General features: G+C 43.0%; 1 protein-coding gene. It reads right to left on the bottom strand.

Annotated features, from left to right (window positions below):
* A partial coding sequence (locus tag FH871_RS35250; RefSeq protein WP_212768424.1) for a polysaccharide deacetylase family protein occupies window positions 1-349 on the bottom strand: 349 nt, incomplete at both ends.

Here is a 349-nt window from a genome sequence, read left to right as displayed (position 1 = left end):
CAGCAACTGATTTACCAACAACAAAGAAGGTGGCCTTGGCCTTGTATTTCTTGAGAATCTTCAGGACTTGGGGAGTTGTATCAGGATTTGGCCCATCATCAAAGGTAAGAGCAACCACATGACCTGACATTTTTTCTAAACGTCCATCTCCTCGCTTGTAGGCCTTGTAGGTCTCCAAGTCATCCCCTTTAAGATAATTGGGATTCAAGATATTATACAGACCGGTAAGAGGGAGATTAATGGTCTCCCCAGCCAGCTTGAAGGTCAGTTGGCTACTTTCTAGATTGAAAGCCAAATTAGCCAACTTAGTCTCTTTCAGACTAGTCAAAACCTTCTCTTGCTGATTTTG

It is taken from the genome of Larkinella sp. C7 (assembly GCF_006149005.1).
GTDB lineage: Bacteria > Bacteroidota > Bacteroidia > Cytophagales > Spirosomataceae > Larkinella.
This window is presented reverse-complemented; position numbering and strand designations above follow the sequence as displayed.